This window comes from Embleya sp. NPDC056575, assembly GCF_042793325.1.
Taxonomy (GTDB): Bacteria; Actinomycetota; Actinomycetes; order Streptomycetales; family Streptomycetaceae; genus Embleya.
The window spans coordinates 1-2,376 of sequence record NZ_JBHTVA010000160.1 but is presented as its reverse complement, the minus strand read 5'-3'; the positions used below and the strand labels follow the sequence as shown (position 1 = coordinate 2,376).

Annotated in this window: 3 protein-coding genes; 2 read left to right on the top strand and 1 reads right to left on the bottom strand. The window is 44.3% G+C overall.

Going from position 1 to position 2,376, the window contains the following annotated elements; all coding sequences use genetic code 11:
- A partial coding sequence (locus tag ACFRCG_RS48380; RefSeq protein WP_380043043.1) for a plasmid recombination protein occupies window positions 1-1,035 on the top strand: 1,035 nt, incomplete at its 5' end.
- A gap of 10 nt (window positions 1,036-1,045) precedes the next feature.
- Here the strand turns inward: ACFRCG_RS48380 and ACFRCG_RS48375 are convergent.
- The gene (locus ACFRCG_RS48375; protein ID WP_010890187.1) at window positions 1,046-1,525 is read right to left on the bottom strand and encodes a DUF3967 domain-containing protein; all 480 of its coding nucleotides are present in this window, start codon (window positions 1,523-1,525) and stop codon (window positions 1,046-1,048) included.
- A 128-nt stretch (window positions 1,526-1,653) separates the two neighbouring features.
- On the opposite strand from ACFRCG_RS48375, the gene ACFRCG_RS48370 reads away from it, so the two are divergent.
- The gene (locus ACFRCG_RS48370; protein ID WP_014475552.1) at window positions 1,654-1,815 is read left to right on the top strand and encodes a hypothetical protein; all 162 of its coding nucleotides are present in this window, start codon (window positions 1,654-1,656) and stop codon (window positions 1,813-1,815) included.
- Window positions 1,816-2,376 lie beyond the last annotated feature (561 nt).

The following is a 2,376-nucleotide window of genomic DNA, read 5'->3' as shown; positions in this document are numbered from 1 at the left end:
ATCACGGAGGACGGCCGACTCTCTGCGAAAGATTTTTTTAATGGCAAATTGAAGATGAAAGCCATTCAAGATGATTTTCATCGGCACATGGTTGAAAACGGTTTTGACCTGGTGCGCGGCGAACCAAGCGAAAAGAAGCATGAGAATGTTCACCAGTATAAAATAAATCAGCGGCAAGCGGAGCTTGAGCGGCTTAATGCTGAAATTGCTTTAAAGGAAAAGCAGAGAGAGGAACTGGAAAAGCAAAACAAAGCTGTTCAGGCAGTTATAGAAGTGAAAAAAGAATCGCTGACAGCTAAGGCTGAAGAGTTGAAAATGCCGACTATTGAACATGAAAAAGCGTGGCTCAAAAAGGATAAAGTCATTGTGCCGGAGCGGGAACTCCATGCTTTGTATGCCTATGCGGAGCAGAAAACTAAAACGGCAGCCGAGTTGGCGGGGCAATTGAAGTCGGAAACGCAGGAAAAGGAGCGCTGGCAGTCTATCGCCCGGCAGGAAGCAGATCGGGCGGATGAAAAAGACCAACGGCTTCAGGAACTGCAGAGTAGGATCCATTCAGAAGTTGAAGCGTCCAAAAAGGAAATGCGGCGCAAGCTTGCAAAGGAATTTACGGAAGAGCAGCGTGAGGATCTGCGGCAGGAAGTGAAGGAGGAGCTGACGGCTTTACGAACGGAAAATAAGGAACTGTCAGCTGAAAATAAAGGCTTGATCATTGAGAGGAATCGCGAAGCTGAGGAGAGCCTAAAGCTAAAACAGGAACTTGATAAGAGAAACGGTCAGTATGCTGAGGTTTTGAGTTTCGCCAAGAAGCAGAATCAAACGCTTGAAAAAGTGGCTGGAGAAAACAAGGCGTTAAAAAAAGAAAATAAGACACTAAAAGAGAGAGTTGCCGTACTGGAACAATGGAAAGACAAAATGGTTCAGTGGGCTAAAGAAAAATTACCAAAGATGCGGAAATTAGCGGCATCGTTTTTCCGTACGGCTGGAATGCCTAGAGAAGCCAATAAATACAAGGACAATGAATTAGAGCGGTGAAAACGGGCAATCAATTGCCCTTCCAAAATTTCCACCACTTTTTTTGTTTGGTGGCTGCGATCATTTTTTGTGTCTCAAGGGACTCACGTAATGCAGCGGTGAGTGTCTCGTGCCTTTCTTGCTGTCTTTTTTCGAATCGTTCCATCCGTTCTGCCATGTGGCGGTTGAATTCTTCCTGTCGTTTCATGAATTCGACTAAAGGATTGTCCTGTAGCGATGTAGCGGTATCCGATATGGTCAGTTTAGAACGATATAAGCTTGCTATGTGCTTTACCGTTTCGTCGAGTGAGTGTCCATTGATCTTAGTCATTGTACATAGATACTCTAAAGTCTTTACGTCATCCTCGGTATAGAGTCGCCATCCTTTCGAATCTTTATTGAACGAGTAGCCTTGTTCTTCAAGCATACTGGCATACTTGCGGACAGTTACTGGCTCTATACCGAGGTGTTTTGCGACGTCCTTTGATGATAATTTGATTCCCATATCCATAACGTATCACCTCGTAAAAAGGGTTCGCTATAGTGAGGGCAAAGCCCTTTATTTAGAGCCATTTAAAAAGAAAGCTGTTCCGTTCTTTTATCAGGTTGGGACTGTATTTAGTTTATGGGGGAGTGCCAATGAGTGATTTTGAAACAGGAATGAGATATGTAAGAGCAACCCTTGGCTTTGAGGGTTTAGTGCTGACGGAAGAAGAGGAAAAGCTTTTAGAAAGACGGTTTCATGGAGAAATCACAGAGGAAGAATACATACAAAAAGCGTTTGAGCTTTCTTTGATGTGATGTACCTGCAGGGGCTTATAATATTCATAGCTGTTGTTAGAACCTAAACCCTTTTACCGTTTTTGGCGGTGAGGGTTCTTTTTTTTTTTTAGGCAGTGATGCGATTTTGGCGTGAGTCAACGGTAACCGGACCGTAGGGAGGATTAAGGAGTTGACTCGCTCAGCGCCACCCGAACCCTTTCAGCACTCAAACAAACCCGTTTGTTTGACGCCAACCGGCGAGGGAGCCCCCCGAAGATGCGGGGGGTTGGGGGGATTGAATGCTGGCATCCAACGGCCGTCCGTTGGTGGGTTTGGGCAAAGCCCAAGAACTGTTGCAAGGCTCGTTGAGAATAAAGAATGCTTTTCAGGATGCTTAGAATCGTTTCTGAGAGCTTCAAATAAAAAAGATGACCTTTTATAGGGGGAAGCTCTTAAAATTGAATGTAGGGGCATTTAAACACGTTTAAAAATAAAAAAAGCAGACTCTTTAGAGTCCGCCTTGTTATTTTTAACCCAGTGCTCCATTTTCGGCTGTTTGGAAATCTTTTGAGATGCCGAACCATCCATTTTCTTTTGTTC